Source organism: Salipiger sp. CCB-MM3, from assembly GCF_001687105.1.
Classification (GTDB): domain Bacteria; phylum Pseudomonadota; class Alphaproteobacteria; order Rhodobacterales; family Rhodobacteraceae; genus Salipiger.
In genome coordinates, this window is the sequence record NZ_CP014597.1 from 170,892 (window position 1) to 187,326 (window position 16,435).

General features: G+C 57.1%; 14 protein-coding genes. 5 read left to right on the forward strand and 9 right to left on the reverse strand.

Annotated elements, in window-relative coordinates:
* Nucleotides 1–196 precede the first annotated feature (196 nt).
* The gene (locus tag AYJ57_RS21150) at nucleotides 197–430 is read left to right on the forward strand and encodes a hypothetical protein (RefSeq protein WP_066110741.1); all 234 of its coding nucleotides are present in this window, start codon (nucleotides 197–199) and stop codon (nucleotides 428–430) included.
* 112 nt (nucleotides 431–542) lie between these two features.
* Here the strand turns inward: AYJ57_RS21150 and AYJ57_RS21155 are convergent, their stop codons facing one another.
* Both AYJ57_RS21155 and AYJ57_RS21160 read right to left on the reverse strand, forming a co-directional pair.
* Nucleotides 543–1,418, reverse strand: coding sequence for a hypothetical protein (locus AYJ57_RS21155; protein ID WP_066110742.1), 876 nt, complete (start codon nucleotides 1,416–1,418; stop codon nucleotides 543–545).
* 745 nt (nucleotides 1,419–2,163) lie between these two features.
* The gene (locus AYJ57_RS21160) at nucleotides 2,164–3,219 is read right to left on the reverse strand and encodes a hypothetical protein (protein WP_066110743.1); all 1,056 of its coding nucleotides are present in this window, start codon (nucleotides 3,217–3,219) and stop codon (nucleotides 2,164–2,166) included.
* Between the two features lie 260 nt (nucleotides 3,220–3,479).
* Between AYJ57_RS21160 and AYJ57_RS21165 the strand changes: the two genes are divergently transcribed.
* Nucleotides 3,480–4,529 (forward strand): extracellular catalytic domain type 2 short-chain-length polyhydroxyalkanoate depolymerase, encoded by a 1,050-nt coding sequence (locus tag AYJ57_RS21165; protein ID WP_066110744.1) that lies wholly within the window; start codon nucleotides 3,480–3,482, stop codon nucleotides 4,527–4,529.
* A gap of 91 nt (nucleotides 4,530–4,620) precedes the next feature.
* Here AYJ57_RS21165 and AYJ57_RS26015 read toward each other — a convergent pair whose 3' ends face one another.
* From AYJ57_RS26015 to AYJ57_RS21185, 4 genes are all read right to left on the reverse strand, one after another.
* The gene (locus tag AYJ57_RS26015) at nucleotides 4,621–5,820 is read right to left on the reverse strand and encodes a hypothetical protein (RefSeq protein ID WP_157374338.1); all 1,200 of its coding nucleotides are present in this window, start codon (nucleotides 5,818–5,820) and stop codon (nucleotides 4,621–4,623) included.
* 255 nt (nucleotides 5,821–6,075) lie between these two features.
* Complete coding sequence (locus AYJ57_RS21175) at nucleotides 6,076–7,668, reverse strand: SGNH/GDSL hydrolase family protein (protein ID WP_083191433.1); 1,593 nt, start codon at nucleotides 7,666–7,668, stop codon at nucleotides 6,076–6,078.
* 192 nt (nucleotides 7,669–7,860) lie between these two features.
* Nucleotides 7,861–8,829 carry a cation transporter gene (locus AYJ57_RS21180; RefSeq protein WP_193789558.1) on the reverse strand — a complete coding sequence of 323 codons (969 nt, stop codon included), beginning with the start codon at nucleotides 8,827–8,829 and terminating at the stop codon, nucleotides 7,861–7,863.
* Between the two features lie 95 nt (nucleotides 8,830–8,924).
* Nucleotides 8,925–9,275: a hypothetical protein gene (locus tag AYJ57_RS21185; RefSeq protein WP_066110751.1), complete on the reverse strand. Its 351-nt coding sequence runs from the start codon at nucleotides 9,273–9,275 to the stop codon at nucleotides 8,925–8,927.
* A 561-nt stretch (nucleotides 9,276–9,836) separates the two neighbouring features.
* Here AYJ57_RS21185 and AYJ57_RS21190 point away from each other — a divergent pair.
* Nucleotides 9,837–10,640: a hypothetical protein gene (locus AYJ57_RS21190; protein ID WP_066110753.1), complete on the forward strand. Its 804-nt coding sequence runs from the start codon at nucleotides 9,837–9,839 to the stop codon at nucleotides 10,638–10,640.
* 38 nt (nucleotides 10,641–10,678) lie between these two features.
* Nucleotides 10,679–11,065 carry a lysozyme inhibitor LprI family protein gene (locus AYJ57_RS21195; RefSeq protein WP_066110755.1) on the forward strand — a complete coding sequence of 129 codons (387 nt, stop codon included), beginning with the start codon at nucleotides 10,679–10,681 and terminating at the stop codon, nucleotides 11,063–11,065.
* Between the two features lie 53 nt (nucleotides 11,066–11,118).
* On the opposite strand, the gene AYJ57_RS21200 is transcribed toward AYJ57_RS21195, so the two are convergent.
* Both AYJ57_RS21200 and kduI read right to left on the reverse strand, forming a co-directional pair.
* Nucleotides 11,119–13,578, reverse strand: a complete 2,460-nt coding sequence (locus tag AYJ57_RS21200) for a hypothetical protein (RefSeq protein WP_066110757.1) — start codon at nucleotides 13,576–13,578, stop codon at nucleotides 11,119–11,121.
* A 3-nt stretch (nucleotides 13,579–13,581) separates the two neighbouring features.
* Nucleotides 13,582–14,418 carry a 5-dehydro-4-deoxy-D-glucuronate isomerase gene (kduI, locus tag AYJ57_RS21205; protein WP_442974848.1) on the reverse strand — a complete coding sequence of 279 codons (837 nt, stop codon included), beginning with the start codon at nucleotides 14,416–14,418 and terminating at the stop codon, nucleotides 13,582–13,584.
* A 242-nt stretch (nucleotides 14,419–14,660) separates the two neighbouring features.
* Between kduI and AYJ57_RS21210 the strand changes: the two genes are divergently transcribed.
* The gene (locus AYJ57_RS21210; RefSeq protein ID WP_066110758.1) at nucleotides 14,661–15,677 is read left to right on the forward strand and encodes a LacI family DNA-binding transcriptional regulator; all 1,017 of its coding nucleotides are present in this window, start codon (nucleotides 14,661–14,663) and stop codon (nucleotides 15,675–15,677) included.
* A gap of 4 nt (nucleotides 15,678–15,681) precedes the next feature.
* Here the strand turns inward: AYJ57_RS21210 and kduD are convergent, their stop codons facing one another.
* Nucleotides 15,682–16,425: a 2-dehydro-3-deoxy-D-gluconate 5-dehydrogenase KduD gene (gene kduD, locus AYJ57_RS21215; RefSeq protein WP_083191458.1), complete on the reverse strand. Its 744-nt coding sequence runs from the start codon at nucleotides 16,423–16,425 to the stop codon at nucleotides 15,682–15,684.
* Nucleotides 16,426–16,435: the final 10 nt, after the last annotated feature.

A 16,435-nucleotide genomic window follows, 5' to 3' on the forward strand; every position in this document is an offset into this window, starting at 1 on the left:
GATGCATTTGGGCTCTGAGGCGTCGATCGCTGCGCTCAGCCCGAACGGCCGCTTCCGAGAAAAGAGCCCAGCGGAGCGAAGTCCGCTCTCTTCGCTTTACGCCCGGCCAGAGACGACGGTGTGAATGACGGATGCTTGGCGCGGCGCCTCGAAGGTCTACCTGAAGCATGTCTGATCGTACGGAAAGGAAAGCACCATGCTGCAAGAAAAGCGCAAAGATCTGGACTCCGAGAAACGTAAGAAGCTGCTCGAGAGCCTCTTGCAGGACATGGCGCGCGACAATCCCGACCTCTACTACCAGTCCACCAGCGAAATCGCTCAGATGTTGAAGGCACGCATCGAGCGCGGCACCGCGCTCCATCCCGAGCAGCGCGAACTGCTCTCCGGCCTTGGCCCCCATGACATCAAGCTGCTGCTCAGCCTGCACTGACGGTACGCACCGCCTAACCTACTACGGAGGTCTTCGCACGGTCGTGGGCCGGGCTCGCCGTTCGGAAAAGCTCGGCACCATGATTGAGCTCTCAAGGCCATGAGCCCGCGTCCTACAAGTTCTGAAAATGCTTCTCTTCGCACGCAGACTTGAGACGCCGGATCGCGTGCATCACTCGGCACCTTTGCTTGATTAAGAGCGGCAGCGTGTCGACCAGCATCGGCGTAGACCGTATTCCGAGATCATTGAGGCGCCTGATCGAGGCCTTTCGAACTTCCTCTCCGCCACAAGCGAACTCATCCCTCTCGAGGTAGTAGCCCTGATCCACGTGCTGGATGCGCAGCCAGGGTGAGAGCCTCTCTGGCGCCCTGCCCGGCCGCATACGCCACATTGGGCAGTAATCCCTCGAGAAAAGCACCTGCGCGCCATCTGCCTCGGTCCAGAAGCCGTAGGGAGCCCAAAGCCGCATTGGGATGAAGAGAGCCTGTGGTACCTCGGTCTCAATGATCTGCTCGTTTCCGACCGGTGCGCCATCGATGGCATCCGTGACGACTTGCGTGATTACTCCCGTGGAGGTGATGATCGCTCTGACGTTTGGCCGGCGCTCAAGCCTAATCTCAACAACTTTGCCAACCAGTGTGTCGGAGGGCTCCGAAAATTCAGAGAGTTCGAAGACGCGACTTCGCAGAGCCAAGGCGGATGCAAAATCAGGGTCTATGGCGCCAACGATCCGAGAAGCAGTGAGCGCATGCAGAACATCCCCGGCCGGCGCGCCCAGCGCGGTCGATAGCTGCGCAATTAGTTCGGCTTCTTTGCCCACGCCTGGGGGTGCGTCAGCTGGAGGTGGCGTGCTCTCAAGGTCATGCCAGTCCCGGTACCCTGAAGCCTTGGCCAGGGCCTGCTGACATTCGGAGAGCCGACGGCAACTCACCGCAGCAAGCTTCTTGCAGGCCTTCTTGGCCTGCGTCGCATTCAATTGGAGGCGCATTCTGATCCCTCATGGTGCCGGAGATCGCGTGTCCACTAAGCTGTCGGCACCGATGTGGTCAGTCTCGGTCGAGATCGATGTCGTTCAATCCTGCCCGGAAGGCTGCGCCAATGTGGACGGCACGGGGGATGCTCCGCTCCCACGAAATTAGCTCTTGCGCTGGATGACAGCAAGTCACTTAGCCTCTGTTTTTCAGCCTATTTTGGGACAGGCTGTGATATACATGGAGGCCAATTCAAACCACTCGATTCGACTTCTTGCCTTCAGGGCCGCTTGGCATTTCAGAAAATATCTTCTTGGAGTAAGAGATATGTATGCGAAAATCCTTAGGGTTTCAGAGATTACTCACATCAAATTTCGAACTGTACCACCAGTCATCGTAATTACATCAGTTGGATGGGTTCCGACAACTCGTTGGACTGACCCAATTCTCGTCCCTCGAATCTATGTGAACCCTCCGACTGATGGCATTCTGGATTTTGACTTTATAGCAAAGTCCCCCGACGGGTTCGCGCATAGAACAGACACTCAAATCACCGCGCACTGGCAAGCTCAAGCGGAAATTCCAGAGTGGTTAACTGGTGTCCGAGTTCATGCTTCCGAGAACCAGATGGAATATGATCTCCAATCACCACTGGAGATTGGCGACGCTGACGTCAGGATCGCTGGCGGTGAAATCCCTTGGCCTCTCAACGCGCTCACTCTGCCCCGCCTTAGCACTGATTGAGGGCTTATCCCCAGAACATCAGCCCTGGGCGCGCTTGAGGAACTCCATGGGCTCTTGGGTCTGCATCACGTACTCGCACCCGGCTCGAAAATCTCCCTCGGGCTCTCTGGAGACGACATTCATTGCGGCCTTCTCGAAAGCGCCAATCCCCAGCATCTCCGTGTTCAGCAGAACTGTCCGGGTGGCCTCATGCGTATTGCGATCGACCACTAGGAAGCGAACCTTCTCGTAGGACTTCAGCCGGTCGTAGGTCGCATTGGGAAAGCTATGGAGAGAGACGAATTGCTCCTGCACGTAGCTGAAAGGGGTGTCTGGTGCGATCTGCCACACCCAGTAGCCCACGCCTCCAAATGGAGTGGGGATCAGTGCGGCGACGAGGCCGATTTCTAAGTCGCCCTCATGATCCCGGATCTCAGTCGCAAGATCGCTATCGCACGCACAGACGATGGTGGCCTCGATGCCCTTCTCGGTAACCAGGTCATGGAACATGACCGCATTCGGTAGAGGCCCATCGAGTTCTTCCGGCTCTTGGTATTCGGGTTCGTCTCGTACGACACTGACCGCCTCCATAGCCATCTCGGCAACGATGCTTTGTTCAGAGAACATGCCAGTCCTGATGTCCTCGAGGATCAGCGGCGCCCCGGCGACGATACCATCTCTCGCGAGGCCAGCGTGCACCTCGACGTCCGTTGTCGACGTGTTGGACACGCCGAGAAGACGGGCACTGAAGTCCGGCTCACCATTCTCGAGGTCAGGCGCCCGGAAGACGCCGAGCATCACCAAGTTGTACCCCTTATCGAGCGCAAAATTCAGAGTGTCAGTCCCGGCGACCAAATTCAGGATCGAGCGGCCGACCGCCTCCTGATACGTGAGGCCCGGCCGTGCTTCGTCGTATTGCCTGCTGGGCCAATTGTCGAAGCCGAGCATTGCTCCGATCACGCGGACATACTGATCCCCTTCACGGGTCCCGAAGACCTTGTCGCGGCCTTCGAACGCGTCCCTTTTGAACGGAAATGAGGTGTAGTCGGTTTCACCCATGACGTGGACGATGAGCTTGCTCTCGAGGTCTGACATGGGCAACTTCCGCACATTGTTCCGTTATTCCTGTAGATTATGGCTGCGGTATCGGAGCCGCAACCCCTCCCATGACCTCCCTCAACGCCCAGGCACGGCCCGAACTAGCCTCCGCTAGCGCCCTATATTAAGGCAATAGAGCGCTAGCCGGGACTGAATTGGCCCGGCAGTATGCTTGGCTAGACCGAAGACAGCTTCCTGCTGCAGTTCATGCTACCCTCCAGTGAATTCCAATCATTGTTTCAGTCTCGGAGAGTTCCATGCGCTGTCTTATCGCGTTCGCATGCATCATCATGCCGCTAACCGCCTACGCCCAGCAACTGCCGCCCCTGAAACTCGTGCAAGAGGAGATCACGGTCTCCGGCCTATCCAGCGGCGGCGCGATGGCCGTCCAACTCCAAACTGCGTTTTCCAGTCGTATCACCGGTGCGGGCATTGTGGCCGGGGCGCCGTTCGGTTGCGCCGAGGGACGCTGGTTTGTTGCCACCGGCGCATGCATGCAACAAAGGGGACCGTCAGTCACATATCCGCCGACCGTCGAGCGTATCGCAAATGTTGTTGAAGCCGTTTCCGCCGTCATCGACCCCGTGGAGGGCCTTACAGACGACCGCGTTTATCTGTTCCACGGCACGAAGGACGAAACAGTCTCGCAAGCATCAATGGAGCTCCTGCGGGATGTTCTGGGACATTTCGGAGTGTCCGATACACAGGTCGACTACGACGACACCTTCGAGGCGCTGCATGGCTTTCTGACTGAGGAAAGCAACAACGAGTGCCTCCTGGAAAACGATAGCTACCTGAATGACTGTGACGTCGACATGGCTGGAGAGATCCTGAAGCATCTCGGCCTAGTGCAGGAGGCGGGCGAAGAGGTGTCCGCCAACCTCCAGACCTTTGACCAAGCCTTGTATTTTAAGACAGACGATGGGTTCAGCATGAGCGACACGGGGTATGTCTACATTCCTACCGCGTGCACTGACACCAACATCCCCTGCCGTTTGCACATCGCGCTACACGGCTGTCGTCAGGGAGAGACAAAGCTTGGCGACACCTTCCCACGCACTGCCGGCTACAACAGTTGGGCGGAGGCGAACCGGATTGTCGTACTATACCCTCAGGTCGGAGCACGCTTCGTCCCGAGGCCTCCCGCCTTTGCCGATTTCAATCCATTGGGGTGCTGGGACTGGTGGGGCTACTCTACAGGCTCAAGAGAGAAAGCACCCAACCTCGACTACCTTGGCAAAGACGCACCGCAAATGGCCACGATAGCCGCGATGGCAGCCGCGCTTGGGGCTCCGCTGACGGACTGAGGCAAGTGCCCGCGCGGATCCGCAACCGCCTCCCCTCACTCCAGGCGCCCTTTCAAACAACTGCTATCGGGATTTTGCCTGACGCAAGCACCTAGTGCTCATTGTTTTGGGCGCTGTTCTCCACTCGCCCAAGAATGCTCGGGACCAAACGCTCTGAAAATCCTGCAAGAAAGCTCCAAACGACCAGCTTGGAGAGGTTGGCATTCGGCGCAAACCTCCCAAGCTCCTGTTCAACTATTCCTTGCAGCGCAACGATTACGCCATCACGCTGAGCCTCGATGTTTGAAGTAGACTTGAGAATAGCTTCCAAATCTCTTTGAGCGTTCTCGCCCATGTCAGCTGCAGTACTAAGCGCTTCAAGTTGACTTCGCAAAAGGGCCCCATCCGTTTTCATACCCTTTAGGAAGGTAGAGATTTCAGCCATGCTAATAATCTGAGGAGGCTCACCTTCAACAGCAGCGACGCCGACAAGGTTAAATCCGACGTACTTCAAATCCGGAAAAAGCAGGCCATCAATGAGCTGCGACTCAAAGCAAAAGAACAGGATAGCTGCAGAGCACACGCCAACACCGAGGCGGAGGCAGATCATTGGATATCCAACTGCAGTTCGGATTTCTTCAAGATTATCAAGAGAAGTAACCGACCTCTGTGTAACCAGTGAGCTAAAAGATGCGCCCAGCAAGCCCGACGTCAAAGCCACCAGAAAGCCAGTGAAGCCTGATTTAATGTGCATAATCTCTATATAAAAAATCGTCGCTATGATGATTGTGCACAATGCGCTTACCAGCAATAATCTACTGGCATAAATTGTGGCTAAATTTCTGATCACATAGCTACGCGTAGAGCTGGCGTGGGCTGTCTCTTGAACGATAGCTAATAGCCCACGTGTAGCGTTCTCAACGCCAAGTCTACTTTGACCCTGTGCAGCGGACCTCAAATTCTCATCGTATTCTTCCCTTAGCAACTCCCATCTAGCGTTCAGTTTCTGGTAGTCCTTAGCGCGTGAACGCTCAAGGATTGTAAGCCACCTGTCTAAGGACGGCCCAAGATTCTCAAACGGCATAATTCTAGCTGCCAGAGCTTCGCATCTTTGCACATCCTGCCAGGAAAGCTCACCTTCTATCTCAGTGTTGAGCGCCGCTATTTCCCTGTCAATTTCCGCCTTTTGACTATCTCCTGATTGAGATATCAAATGATTTTTCAGAAATGCCGCACGCTGACGAAGAACAAGCTTATTTTCCGGCGGCGGATCGATAAACATCTTGGATTTAAAGGGATTCTTTATACCCATAACTTTGACCTTTTAGGATTTCATAAGCGTATGGAACCGGCCAAGAGATCTTCGCAACCAGTCCGAAGTGTCAAAAATAAGGCACCTATATCAAATGTATTTCCAGACTGGCCGCGACTATATATCAAAACTGCGGCACATTCTATATACTTTCGCTCGGCGCGCCTCATAGGTCTGGTCTACGCCACACCCCCCATCCGTCAACTCATTCCCTTTTCACCAAGAACCTTGGGCTGAGAAGCGAGTGCTATCAAATCATCCCAGCAGTTCCGCTGACGAAGGGGCCGCAATCAGTCCCCAGTAGTCACCGTCCTGGAACCAATCGTAACCGTTCAGGGTCTCTTCGACCTGGCCGCGACCATCGATTGCGACGACCTCTTCGATGCTTGAGGCCGCGATCCCTAGGTCCGTTAGAACCGATCCCGCACCGTTCGCTTCGAATGCAGCGAAGCTCAGCTGATCGAGAACCAGATAGAGTGTGTCGTTGCCCGAGCCCCCTTGGAACACATCCTGAGATGGGCCCCCACCACCCTCAAGCGTGCTTTCGACGAAGATAATGACATCATCGCCACCTCCACCTTTGACGAGATCACTGCCCAGGCCATCGATGAGTACATCATTGCCAGAGCCTCCGCGAACCGTGTCGTCGCCGCAGCCGCCACCTAGGATGTCGTTGCCCCGGTCCCCTCGCAGATAGTCATCATCTGCACCGCCTGACACGATGTCATGCCCGCTTCCGGCATACACACGGTCATCTCCTGTACCGCCGAAGACAACATCATCTCCGGCAAGCGCGACAACGGTATCGGCGCCGCCGTTGGCAAACACAGCATTGTCCCCGTTGGTCTGAAAGTTGAGCGTTCCAAAATCACTCAGGGCAGCAGTTGTTCCGCCATCCATCACGTAAGCAGCGTAGGCACCCCAAGCCTGGTGGACGGCCTCCGCGGGATGGATCGGATTCCAGAACCCCACCTGATCGCTATCAAAAGGCGCGCCGTCTATCAGGAATTCGGACCGATCGGCGATGATGCCGAAGCCGCCGGGGTCCTCCGTTATCGCGCTGGCCAAGGCGCCGTAGTCGATCATCTCGACGTCTAGGCCATCATCGCGCAGCTGTTGGGCCCTTCCCGCAAGCAAGTCGTTGTAGAGGCCAACAGCCAGATCAGAGAGCTCCGAAGTGAAGTCATCGAGTTCGTCGCTTCCGGGAAAGAATGACCCGGCTGGCAGCGTTCCAAAATAGACCGTTGCGATACCGGCGGAGGCCAGGTCCCGCGCTGCCGCCTCAAGTGCGTCAAGCAAGCTTGTAATGACACCGCTCGCGGCTGCGATCACATCCAAAACGCTCCCACCCGGCAGATCCAGAGCGTCTCCGATCGCGTCCGAGAAATCATTCCCGCCGATGAAGAGGACCGCTTTAGCATTGGGTTCGACCGCACCATCAGGCAAGGCCGCGAAGCGAGTGAGTTGAGCACCTAGATTGGAGTCATAGCCGGTACCAGTTCCGAAGGGCTCCTGGGTCCCGAGCGCTCGAGCACCAGCATTAGCGAAATTCAGCACCGTGTCACCGCTCACGTCGCCGGTATAGGTTGCATGCGTGAACTCATTGGTGACCGCGTTTTCGGGGCCGAAGCCGAGCGCTTGTGTTTCAGCCTGAGCCTGCTGCGTCGCGAGAAAGAGCGCCTGCTGTTGGGCCAGCGCGATCTCTTCAGGTGTCGGATCAGGCCCGAGGGCAGCGATCAGTCCCGGGAGTATCTGTGCCTCCAATGACTGAACCAGAGCGCCAAAGATGACCCCAACATCCGTGAGGCTATCACCGAAATAGAATATCTGTTTGCCGGACATGGACATGGGAAAATCCTATTCTGAAAAATGCGACGACCTTCAGTTGATCGCCGCCAGTCTAGCACAATCCCGCGGTTAAAGCGGCCCAGAGCTTCCGTCAGTTTGTGTCCGCTGTCCTCTGAGGCTCCGCCTTACCTGTCGAATGGTAGGCCCCTTCAGCAAGAAGCGGCAGCACCACAAGTCACCTTTCCGCCGAGCTCAGTCTGATCCATATGGGTTCAGCTCTTCAGGCCAGCGCCGAGGATATTGAGTTATCACCAGATAAACGTCAGCCCCCTCGAGGGCTTGCCGAGCATCCCGTATCATTCGCAAATTCAGAGTATCGATGTCTGCGGCCGAGACCGGGCGGCCTGGATCATAATAGACCATGACGAGAAACGTCCGTCCAAGCTTGGTCACCGACATGTCACGCAAAATGCCTCCATCTTCGGAGATCGACGGACGCAATGCCCGACGCGCCGTCGCGACATATGCAGGATTTGCGCTGGCCCCTGCCAGTTCCCCCAGCCCCCCACGGAACTCTCGGACATACGAGCCGATGGCCAGCAAACAGAGCATCAGGACGATGACGGAGTCGCCCACCGGCGCGATCGGCGCGAGGGGGCCGTCTCGGAAGTAATAGATCGCAGCAAGGCCTGCACCCGCGGCGACCGTGATGACCCCGTCGAAGAGCGCTGCCTTCGCCTCAAGGCGCAGGATTGCGCTAGCTTTGCCCGTCCGGCGCCATGTGAAATAGTGGAACGCCCAGAGGACCGCGCAAGTCAGAGCAATGATCGTGAAGTAGAAGATCATCGGGGCAAAATTAAGCGGCTCGGGGGTCATCCCAGCGATGTAGTTGTATATGTTCCTGATGGCGTTCGTGACGGCGAACAGAAGCAATCCGAGAAGTGAAAGAGCCCGGAACGTTGAAAAGATCGCCTCATCCGCTGCATACCCTAGCGGTCGAGCCTTGTCGGGCCCAGCATTGATCCGGCCGGTGATCCGCCGCGCTAGTAGGGCCGACCCGAAGCCGATCAGCGAAAACAGGCCGTCCATCAAGATCGCATTGGAGTTTGACAAGACACCTGCGACCAGCCCCGCCAAGGCCATAAATAGGTTGCCCCACATGGCGACACCCAGAGACCGGCTTTCCAGTCGTTGCTTGGTACCCAAGTTGCGCTCTGCCATCTCGTGCATCCCCGGCATGCTTTCAGCCCGGGATCGGTACCACGGCACCTAGCTTTTACCAAGGCACACGCACCCCAGCCCAGATGTCATCCCTCTTAGATGGACGAGACCATCCCACCCTCAACGACGACACCGCCAAATGTCATATTCGACGTCTTCCGGCAGCTTGAAGCAGAGCCTTCAGAGACGCTCTGGACAGCTGCGTTCTCGAGATGCCGTAGTCTCCTGGTGATTTGATGTTTTCTGATCAAGCCACTTGCCGACAGTGAGAGCATGAAGACCGCAAACGCCCCATAGATGAGCTTGTCGCCAGCGGCCTCGACCGTGACCGCGACGATACCCATGACGATTGCAACGGCGATGCTGGCGCACGTGACTATCGTATTGGCGCGCCTCAAGCCCCGCGCACTCTCGATTTGTGCCTCCAACTCTTTCGCTCGGCTCATGGCGCCGTGTCTCCATCGTTTGGACACCATCTACCAAGCGATGATTAAGGGGCCTTTCCCATGCAGGCGCCAGGCGACAAGTGCATAAATATTAAGCGATTATCTGGGCTTACCCGGCGGAATTCATGTCAGAACGATGAAATTCGTGAGCAGTACGTTGCGGTCCAGATGAGAGCTTATAGATAGCAATCGTTCGCGCGCCTCACTCCTCCTCCCGAGGCGCCGGCACATGCCAAGACGGACCTTCAATTCGGTCTCGTTTAGCGTTTGGGTCGGCCCGCACTCCTCCTCCCGCGGGTCGACCCTGCTTTTCCATCCAAGCCAATCTGCCAATCTATGGAAAAGCGATGGTCTGGTTTTCCATACCCCCTAGGATTGTGGACCAGCGTCAGGATTCGCGGTAAACTCTGAAAATTCAAAAAGTGAATTCATAAGTCAATTTGAGGCAGATTGGTAAGGGCCTGTGAGCGCAACTCAGGGGATGCGGTCATGGCTACAACCGGCACGACGAATTCAGAGTCCAGTCGTTCTTGGGGACTCCTGCGCCCAAGCAGGATCTGCATGTACGTTGGTGGGCTAGTATTTGCAGCAGTCATCAACGCCACCTTCAACCAGGAGTTTATCGGCCAGACTTGGAAAAATCTTAAAACTTGGATTTTCCCTGTCGAGCCTGTGCTGATCCCTCCTCCGGTACCACAAGTCGCCCCTCCGCTCGGAGACTTCCAGTTCGGCGACCAACTTGAAGAAGTCATGGCGGCTATGGGAAAGTCAGTGGATCACGTTTCCTCCGAATGGTCTAACGAAGACACCCTCAGCGTAAAAGGCCGAATTCAGACGCTTGCCGGACCAGCGCACCTCCAGGGTGTCTCACAGCCGCTGCGCGCCACCTACGGCTTCTGGGGCGGCGATCTCACCTACATGCGCTTCGAACACCAGTGCAGTGGTGCCAATGGAGCGCCCGCCTGCAAAGCCGAATGCGATGTGATCGCTGCGAAAGCTCAGTCTTGGTTTGAGACCGAGGTCGGCGCTCCCTTCCAGTTCCCGGCAGAAGGCACACCTAACAATAGCAGCAGCACCTTCGAGAAGGACCCAAGTGACCCGATCAAACGTGAGACAGATCGCATCACGGGGATCACCTATGAAGAGCGCGAGATGATCTGGGAAGATGTCCTGACTGCTAGCGCTGCGCACGACCCCTACAGCATCGCGGTCACTGCGAGCAAAAAGCTGTATTTCACCGAAATCCTTGGGAGCGACCACGGAGGCGCAACCCCGGGCCTAATCCAACGCGATGGGATGAAACGCGATGAAATCGGTGAAGGCGTCTGCAATGCGAAGATCGAGGTTGCCAAGCGGGCCGAGTAGGTCTCTCCTTCCAGCTATACGCTGGGGAGGTTTCCAACATGAGATTTGTCGCCGTATCAGCTTTGCTGTCTCTTGGCCTGCCGATCGTCGCGGTCGCTGATCCTGCGACAGAGTGTGGCGGGAGTAGCCAAATCGAGATTGGTGAGTGTGTCACCGACACTCTGAAGAGGGTCGACGCCGCGCTCGAGGTCTATCTAAAGTCCGCGATGAACTCTGCTCAAGAACTCGACGACGTGACAGGGCGCACTGTAGCCGTCCCGGCACTCGAGGCCTCACAGGCTGCTTGGTCGGAGTACCGGGACGCCCAATGTGAGTACGTAGGAGCTACGTTCGGTGGCGGTTCGGGCACCGGCATCGGGATCAACTCGTGCAGGATTGAGCTCGGCCGAGAAAGAGCCATCGAACTCATGCGCTACATTTCTTGAATGTGATCGTCATGCGACAGTGAAGACACCCTCAACTGCCGCATGATCTCTACTTATAGCGGGATTTCACTCCGGTTGCCTTCAAGGGTCCAAGTCATCGGATCAAGCGTACGGCCCTCAGCGATTACTTTACCATCGCGTCGGAATTGCACTCTGCCGTAGGACGCATCCTCAACAACCAGACTTCCGTCTGTGGTTTCCGCCACTTCAAGTCCATGGTCACCGGCAAAGCTGGCTAAGTCTTCTGTTTGACCCAGGCGGACGACCCAGATGCCCTGGCGCCCCGCGAGGCGGAGCTCATGACCTGCAGACCCGCCTTGCGACATGAGCTGCAAGGGTCCAGATGCTTGAATGACCATAGCGCCCTTCCCGCTCCGGGCTGAGGCTCTGTTTCCGTCAACGCTCCACTCGTCGAATACCGGCGTCGGGAACCACGCGTGCGTGAAATTTGGCTGAGGCGCGACGCCATCAAAGCGCACGACTGCCAAATCCCGATATTGCTGCACACGTGGCACACTTGCTGACCCGCCCCAGAAAGATGGTCGTCCGAAGCCGGACTGAACGATCTCACCTGGATGGTTGATGAACAGACTTGCAGACGCTTCCCGACCGATACGAGCTTGAATCAGCGTTTCTTGGTAGCCCCAGTCTTGCCAACGATAGAGCGCTGCGCTCCCCATCGCGGTCTCTGAGGTCTTGTAGTGGTAGAGTTTGCAGAAGGCATTTTCCCCCTGCCAGAACGTCCACTCCTGTGCCGTGTCCTCCCGCTCCCAATTGGCGATCTCAGTGAGGCCGGGAAACTCCAGTCCGTGATCTCTCAGTGCGAGAGACAACTGTGCGAGGCAATTCACGTGAGCACCGTATTGGCCCTGCCCCCAAAGCAGCCGCGCTAGTCCTGTTAGCTCGAGCGTATCAGCTACGCAAAGCGAGTGCTCGTAGCTTCGCCCTTGGGCACCGGTTATTACACCGTGATGCGCAGAATGCGCGACCATGGTCACCAGCCGGACGATTGCCGCGCCCGCGCGCTTTCGGATCTCGTCATCTGGAGCAAGCGCAAAGAGCGCGGTCATGCCCTTAAGGTCAATCGGGAAGTAGGTCGCTGAATTGAACTCAGCCATTTCAGCTTTTTCGAAGTGATCGAACCACTCCTTCAACCGCTCGTAGCCTACACGACTTTGCTCACGTCCAGACCGGCCGGACCTGCGGAAACGCGCGTCTGGAAGTAGGTCCCCGGCAAGATACGCCGAGGTGTGGAACAGAAGAGCGTGATTTTCAGAGAAATACCACTGAACGTCGTTACCAGGCTCGTCCATCCAAAAGCGGAATTCGAGGGTCGCTGCGTCAATCCGATCCACCAATGAGGCGGGAAGTCGGTCAGCGTAAGCGATCCGCGTCCACAGCAATGGGACAAGCGCGAAATCGGCACAATCGAAGCATTGCTCAATTCCGGGCAGAGCCGTCGTGATGATTTCCTCTGCGCGGGCAAGGGCTTCAGTGTCCCCGACTGCGGCACAGGCCAGCGCCGTCTCAGTGTCTGTCTCGGCATAGCGCGCGATCCAGCTCAATGCCTCAGCGACCCTATCCTGCTGAAGCTCTGGCGCCGGCCCGGTTTCACTGCGCCAAGTGACCTCAGCTCCGAGACGAGCCTGCGCAGTGAAGCTGCCACAGGAAAGTGAGAAGTCAAAATATCGGTAGTCTGCCGGGAAATCCGAGGAGGAAGCTATCCTAACTTGCGTTGCGCCATGTGGGATTTCGACATCAACATCATCGTGGTCGTGCGACATGAAGTGCCCAGCGACCCTAACGTGACCCTGGAATCCTTCAGGGAAAGGCACCGGCATTTGCAGAAAGATGTCCTGGCCATCATACAGTTTCTTATCGAGATGCATGCCCTCTAGAGCTGCCTCAACTCCTGCTACCAAGTCATCCGAAGCTGGGAACGTGTGACTAACTTCCGAGGACGGGCCTTCGAGCCAAGTTAGAGCGATCCGGATTACAGCATCGCGCTCCGCGAGGTCTTCGAACTGCACCGAAATCTCGTTGTGGCCCTCTGTTAATTCGGCTTCGAATTCGACTTCATCCATCGCATTGCGCGTGGCTGGGGAAAGCCACGCCACAGCACGTCCATTGACGAAGGCGCGCGCGGCACCGCAAATCCCCAGGCGTAGCCGAGCGACGCCACTGTGATTAGCCTTGACAGCAGTCCGCGCCCAGCCCCGGACCTTTGTGGCCCGGAACCAAAAGCCTGACAAATCGACAAAGGGCGATCCGAAGGGCAGCACATTGCGCGCCTCTGCCCAATCGGGGAGATCTTCCTGAGCAAGCTCCTTGCCACGGCGCTCTTCGATATAGGCTGTGCGACACGGATAGGTGTGCGGGATGAAGTTCTTGTCCTTGGTTAGGAAGAAGGTGGAATCCATCTCCCCTTCCATGGGCATGTCAGAAACGTTGTACTCGGCTTCATCGAGCCGGGTCACCTGCCAGTATGGAATCGGGGCACCGGTGGTCAGCATGGCTCAGCGCAGCTCCGAAATTTTGACCGCATCGACATCGGTGTACGCTTGGTTCTCCCCCGTCATGCCCCAAACGAAACCGTACGGCCCGGTACCGGCGCCCATGTGAATGGACCACGCCGGCGACATGACGATATCACCAGCGCCCACTACCAGATGACGCGTATTGTCAGGGCGGCCCATGAAGTGCATCACCCGATCTTCGGAGGACATGTCGAAATAGCAGTACGCTTCCATACGACGCTCGTGCAGGTGCGGCGGCATCGTGTTCCAGAGGGACCCCTTAGCCGGGTCAGTGATGCCCATCAGAAGCAGGCAGGACGGCGAGACCTCAGGATGGATATACATAGCCAGAGACCGGACGTTACTCTTTTCAGCGTCGCCCAATTCCAGCACCTTGGCCTCTGAACGGGTAATCAGGCGTGTGGGAATATCGGCCCCGGCCGGCACCGAGTTCATGTAGAACCAAGCCGGGTTTTGGGGATCGTCGCTTCCCAAAGTCACGGCCTTACTGCCGCGACCGATATAGAGGACGTCCCGGTTGGCAAGCTCGTAGCGAGTGCCATCGACCTCGATCCATCCGGCCCCACCAAGGTTTGCGACGCCCATCTCGCGGGCCTCGAAGAACGTTTCGGTCCCGACGTCTTCGCCGCCGCCAAAAGACAACGCACCTTCCGTTGGCACGGCACCGCCTACGATCATGCGGTCGAAGTGGGTGTATGCAAAACCAAGTTTTCCTGGCTTAAACATCCCCTCCACCATGAAGTTATCCCGTAGTCGATCCGTGTTCATGGCATCGATTTGATCCGGGCCAGCACCGTACTTTTGCAGCATTCCCATGAGAAAGCCTCCTTCTGCCGTTCAGCATCACGGGCAATCGCCCGCGTCGTTGCATTTGAGGAAGGAACGAAATGCCGCGACCTGCACGACCTAACGCCGTACGCAGTCCTTCGACCTCCCATAACGCGTCCTCCCGCGCTCCTTGACCGAGCCTTCCCATTAGGAAAACATTTGTGCAATATGTAAATTCATTGCACACTGAGTCTTGGATTGCACATCACTTAGACAGCGAGGCTTACGCCATGGCCGGCTCCAGCCGCCCCCGCATCAGCGATATCGCCCAGAAACTTGGAGTATCCACGGCGACAGTGTCGCGAGCTCTGAGTGGTAACGGCTACGTACGTGAGGCACTTGCGACTAAGATCCGCTCGGCCGCAATCGAGATGAACTACGCGTTGCCTGGCATGGTACCAGGTAGAAAGGCGCTGTTGGTCTCGTCGCAGGAGGCCATGATTGATTTCAAGCGCAGCCAATTCACGATGTACGTACTGGAGGGCTTACAAGAGCGAGCTGACGCTCAAGAAATCGAACTCGAGACCCACATTTACCAAGGCGATAAGGCCATGGAGAAATTACGGCTTGCTTCCGGTTCCGAAGAGGTCATTGGCCTGCTTTTGGTTTCGGTGGATGACCAGGTTTTGGACTTCGTCCGTGGGCTCAACATTCCCGCCGTACTGGTCAACGGCGATGATCCAGAAATGTGCCTAAGCTCTGTCACTCCCTGCAATCGATCAGCCGCGACGCTCGCGACCCGCCATCTGGCTCGCTTAGGACATGAGCGGATCGCTTTCTTAAGCCGCCCCGGGAGGCGCACTATCACACGTCGCCTAGAAGGATGGCGCGATGCGCTCGGCTCCAAGGCTGAACGAACTCTGGAGTTCGACGTCGAAGACTGGACCGCCGAAGCCGCAGCGGCCCGGATCAACCGGGCACTTGACGAAGGGCAGCAGTTCACGGCGGTTGTCGCGGCGGCAGATATACTCGCGGCGGGCGCAATCCAAGCATTGCAGGCCCGGGGTGTACGTGTTCCTCACGACATCTCAGTGATCGGCATAGATGGCCTACCGCAAGGGCAGTACATGTCACCGGCTCTGACGTCAGTGCGTATTCCTATGCAGGCAGTCGGTAGCCTTTCGCTCGACCTGCTTGTGGAAACGGTCAAGCTTCGCACGGCGGGCGTCCCCATGCCATCTCGACGAATTGAGCTGGCATGCGAATTGCTCCACCGTGCGAGTGCAGGCCCAGTTGCCGAGCCCTGAGACCTCAGCGCGCCATCCAGCCCCCGTCCACATTCAGAACGGTTCCCGAAACGTAGTCACTCGCAGGTGCTGCAAGGAACACGGCAGTCTCGGCAATATCCTCTGCCCGGCCCCAACGACCTGCGGGGATACGCCCCAGAATTTCCTTGGAGCGCTCAGGATCTTCACGAAGTGCTTGGGTATTGTTGGTGGCGATATAGCCTGGCGCGATGGCGTTCACGTTGATACCGCTCTTGGTCCATTCGTTCGCCAAAAGTTTGGTCATCCCAGCAACCCCGTGTTTGGCCGTCGTATAGGACGGCACACGAATGCCGCCCTGAAACGACAGGAGCGAGGCAATGTTCACGATCTTACCCGTGCCACCGCGAGCGAAGACCTCGCGCGCGAACGCCTGCGATGTGAAGAAGACCGCCTTAGCGTTGACGTCCATGACATCATCCCAATCAGCCTCGGAGAAGTCGACGGCATCGGCACGCCGAATGATCCCAGCGTTGTTAACGAGGATATCGATTTCAGCGTCTTTGAAGAGCTCCACGCCTGCCATCGGGTCGCTAAAGTCAACTAGCACCTCGCTGGCTTGCCCTCCTGTGCCCGTTATCTCCTCGATAGTTTTAGCGCAGCTGCGTCGCCCAACACAGGTGACCGCAGCGCCTGCGCGCGCCAGGGCAACGGCGATCGCCTGACCGATCCCTGTGTTCGCACCTGTCACAAGCGCATGTCGATTAGTTAGAGAAAATGCAGACATCAGAGGTCTCCCA

Coding starts and splice junctions, on each gene's coding strand:
- AYJ57_RS21150 (WP_066110741.1), top strand. CDS start 197: ATGCTGCAAGAAAAGCGCAAAGATCTGGACTCCGAGAAACGTAAGAAG.
- AYJ57_RS21155 (WP_066110742.1), bottom strand. CDS start 1,418: ATGCGCCTCCAATTGAATGCGACGCAGGCCAAGAAGGCCTGCAAGAAG.
- AYJ57_RS21160 (WP_066110743.1), bottom strand. CDS start 3,219: ATGTCAGACCTCGAGAGCAAGCTCATCGTCCACGTCATGGGTGAAACC.
- AYJ57_RS21165 (WP_066110744.1), top strand. CDS start 3,480: ATGCGCTGTCTTATCGCGTTCGCATGCATCATCATGCCGCTAACCGCC.
- AYJ57_RS26015 (WP_157374338.1), bottom strand. CDS start 5,820: ATGGGTATAAAGAATCCCTTTAAATCCAAGATGTTTATCGATCCGCCG.
- AYJ57_RS21175 (WP_083191433.1), bottom strand. CDS start 7,668: ATGTCCATGTCCGGCAAACAGATATTCTATTTCGGTGATAGCCTCACG.
- AYJ57_RS21180 (WP_193789558.1), bottom strand. CDS start 8,829: ATGGCAGAGCGCAACTTGGGTACCAAGCAACGACTGGAAAGCCGGTCT.
- AYJ57_RS21185 (WP_066110751.1), bottom strand. CDS start 9,275: ATGAGCCGAGCGAAAGAGTTGGAGGCACAAATCGAGAGTGCGCGGGGC.
- AYJ57_RS21190 (WP_066110753.1), top strand. CDS start 9,837: ATGTACGTTGGTGGGCTAGTATTTGCAGCAGTCATCAACGCCACCTTC.
- AYJ57_RS21195 (WP_066110755.1), top strand. CDS start 10,679: ATGAGATTTGTCGCCGTATCAGCTTTGCTGTCTCTTGGCCTGCCGATC.
- AYJ57_RS21200 (WP_066110757.1), bottom strand. CDS start 13,578: ATGCTGACCACCGGTGCCCCGATTCCATACTGGCAGGTGACCCGGCTC.
- kduI (WP_442974848.1), bottom strand. CDS start 14,418: ATGGGAATGCTGCAAAAGTACGGTGCTGGCCCGGATCAAATCGATGCC.
- AYJ57_RS21210 (WP_066110758.1), top strand. CDS start 14,661: ATGGCCGGCTCCAGCCGCCCCCGCATCAGCGATATCGCCCAGAAACTT.